Genomic DNA, 3,162 nt, shown 5'->3' on the forward strand with positions numbered 1-3,162 from the left:
AAGTGACCATGATGTTATTAGAAAAAAACTAGAAAAGTTTCATAAACGCTGGGAAGTACTTAAAGGTCCAAAAGAGCTACAAGGTTTTTTAGAAAAAGATTTTAAGAAGTGGTACACGCAACATATCTCAAAATGGGATTCTCAAACTGCTCTGCATGTTAGTTAATTAATAGAGTGGCACCAGGACATTCACTTTGGGCCAACCCCACTTACATAAGACTCTTAATTAGTCAATAATTAAGAGTCCGTACTCTAATAGAATTTTATCTAGCTAATATCTCATCCAACTCATCTTCATAAATAATCTCTTTTTCAAGAAGTGATTTTGATAAGCTCTGTATAGTATTCCAATGTTCATTGACTAAATTTATTGTACTTTTTTCACCTTCAATCATCCAGCGTTCAAGTGCAGTGTCGATCTTCTCATGATAGTGTTCTGTCCCTTTACTACTAAGACCATTTTCTTTGGCATCCATTACACCATTGATATTTATGTACCCAACCTCTTTATCCATTCCATAATATGCTATCGCTTTGTACGCATCACGTGTGGCTTGTTGTAAGTCGTTTGTAGCACCCGTATCCATACCCTCAATGTCGCCAAACTGTTTTATCTGTGCCGTTCTTCCTGCCAAAGATACACATATTTTGTCTTTAAAATCTTTAACTGTCATGTTTTCTTGTACATCACTGTAGTTGTGTGAAATAAAGTGCTCATTATTGTCTTTTGGCGTAAGACTTACATGCTCAATGCTAACATGAGGCATTAAAGTCTTAGAGACGACTGCGCGTCCCGCTTCATAAATCGCTGTTTCTTCAAACATCTGCTCAAGTGATAAGTAAGACTGTCTCTCACCATATTTAATTGTATTGATCTGATCAATTAAAATATCTTGGGTGATTGCAGGTAAGCCATGACGTAAACAGTAAAATGAAGCTTCTTTTCCTAGCATTTCAAGTTGAGAACCCGTAAATCCTGTTGTATACATCAGCAATTTTTTCATATCAAATGTACCGTTTGTAGGCTTTTCTTCAATAATTTTATCTAAGAAATATTGCCTTGCATCTTTATCAAGATTGTTGATTTCTATATGGATCTCAACCCTTCCTGCTCTGATAATGGCAGGATCGATGTTTTCTTTATAATTGGTTGCAGCAATGACAAAGATATCTTCACCTTTTCTACCTGAAAAGCCATCTATCTCTGATAAGAGTTTATTAATAGGTACTTCTCTACCATTTTCTCCATCACGTTTTCCAATAGTATCGATCTCGTCAATAAAGATGATAGCTGGTGCATATGCCTTTGCCCTGGTAAAGATGAGCTTTGTCTTCTCAGGCTGGAGCAGTTCAAGTCCTGTAGTTGAGATAAAAGGCAGTTCTGCCTCTTTGGCAAAGGCTTTTGCAAGCATCGTCTTTCCTGTACCAGGAGGTCCATACAGAAGCATACCCTTTGGTGGTGCGATATTAAAACTTTCTAAAAGTTTGGGATCTTTAAAGAAGTTAATGACCTCGCCTAATCTCTGCTTTGCCTTATGATGGCCTGCAATATCATCAAAAGATACATTTGGAATATCAAAGACGAGACCATCTTCGCTAAAGTCTTTGATTCTAACCACTTGTGAAAACTTACAAGAGTTTACTTTATAAGTAATGATGCCATTTTTCTCAGTGATCGTATCATTAATATCAAGGGTAGTATTTTTCCTAAACAACTCTCTTACAAGTGTTTCATTTTCAATAAGTGGTCTTACCCGTTCATTTAAAAATGTTACAGACTCTTTAGACAGTGATACTTTTATCTGCTTGAAGCTCATAAGCGGCTTATCTGATTCTTGCATGAATTGAGTGATTCTGTTAAAAAAGTGAGTACTCACTTTCTCTTTAAGACGTCTTGCATCAAGTTCGGGAGCAAAGTTAAGCATCTGAATTGTTAAAAAATTATCAAAGTTTTTAGCTACAACAAACTCTATTTTATATTGACTATAAAACTCATCTATAAAGCTTAGAAATACTCTTTTAGATATTTTTTCAAAGGCATCATACTCAAGCTTATTAAAAAGGACAATGTTGGCTTTAGAAAACCTAGAAACAAGCTCTGGTACGATGGCTTCCTGTATACCACCACTTCTACTTTCTCGTTTCTTTTCTCTTTTAATCGCTTCAAGGATCATCGATTCAGCTTGGATATAGTCTTTTTCAACTAAATCTTTAAACCTGTAGTCTTGATAAAGCTCTTTACCTACACTCGTCGTAATAATAAAAATTGCCTCAGTAAAGTCCACTAAGTAATTTGCATTTTCATCGTTGTAGATGATGTCAGGATCTTCATTACACGGCTCATCTGTGATCTTGTCCCAACCACATGCATCACGCATCTTACCACCTTCAAAGATGGAAAAAAGGTTGTTTTGGATGACATTATCACACTTTTCAAAAGAATCAAGTACGATAACCGCTTTAGGATTTCTATGTACAAAACCTGTGAGTTGACCAACACCATAGCCTTTCCATCCAGCAGGATAGCCATACAACTCTCCACCGTTTTGCTGATGATACTGTGTCATGTCAAACTTCATGATCTTATACTTCGGCATATGTTTTGCCATCAGTTCAGCAAGGAAGGTCTTACCGGTAGCGGGAGGTCCTAAAAAAAGATAGGTGGCCTTAGGTCCTTTTTCGTCTTTGATAGAGGTTTTCATACTGTTGGCAACAATATTGATTGCTTGTTCTTGTCCAAAAAGATCTTTAGAGAGTTCTTCTTTGAATTGCTTCACAAATTCTATATTGTTTTGCGCTTCTATTAAGGCTTCGTCATCCCACTCACCTTCATCTAGTTTCTTGTGTTTTTCAATATTTGCTTTGACTAGTGCTTCTGTTTCTGTCATTTTTTACTCTTATTAGTTTGGATCTATTTTATCTATATGATCAATAAAGTGAATTGTAGCTTTTCTATCTTAATTATGGAGCATCCGTTACTGGTCTGAAAACTAGCCATTACTCTTTGCTTTAGCAATACGCGCTAACATTGCATCAAGATTTCCAGTTGAACGTACTTCTACTACTGCCGTTACAACTGCATGCAATGCAACATATTTTAGATAGCTTGTAAGGTCTTCACAACCGTTCTCTTTCATGTTTTCTTCTATTTTTGTTTTTTGT

General features: G+C 36.0%; 1 protein-coding gene. It reads right to left on the minus strand.

All coding sequences use genetic code 11. The features are described from left to right. Positions 1 to 263: 263 nt before the first annotated feature. Positions 264 to 2,888, minus strand: coding sequence for an AAA family ATPase (locus ABZC96_RS09315; RefSeq protein ID WP_373030667.1), 2,625 nt, complete (start codon positions 2,886 to 2,888; stop codon positions 264 to 266). Positions 2,889 to 3,162: the final 274 nt, after the last annotated feature.

Source organism: Sulfurovum sp., assembly GCF_041551015.1.
Taxonomy (GTDB): Bacteria; Campylobacterota; Campylobacteria; order Campylobacterales; family Sulfurovaceae; genus Sulfurovum.

Excerpts from the sequence above, each read along its gene's own strand:
- ABZC96_RS09315 (WP_373030667.1), bottom strand. The coding sequence starts at position 2,888 with ATGACAGAAACAGAAGCACTAGTCAAAGCAAATATTGAAAAACACAAG.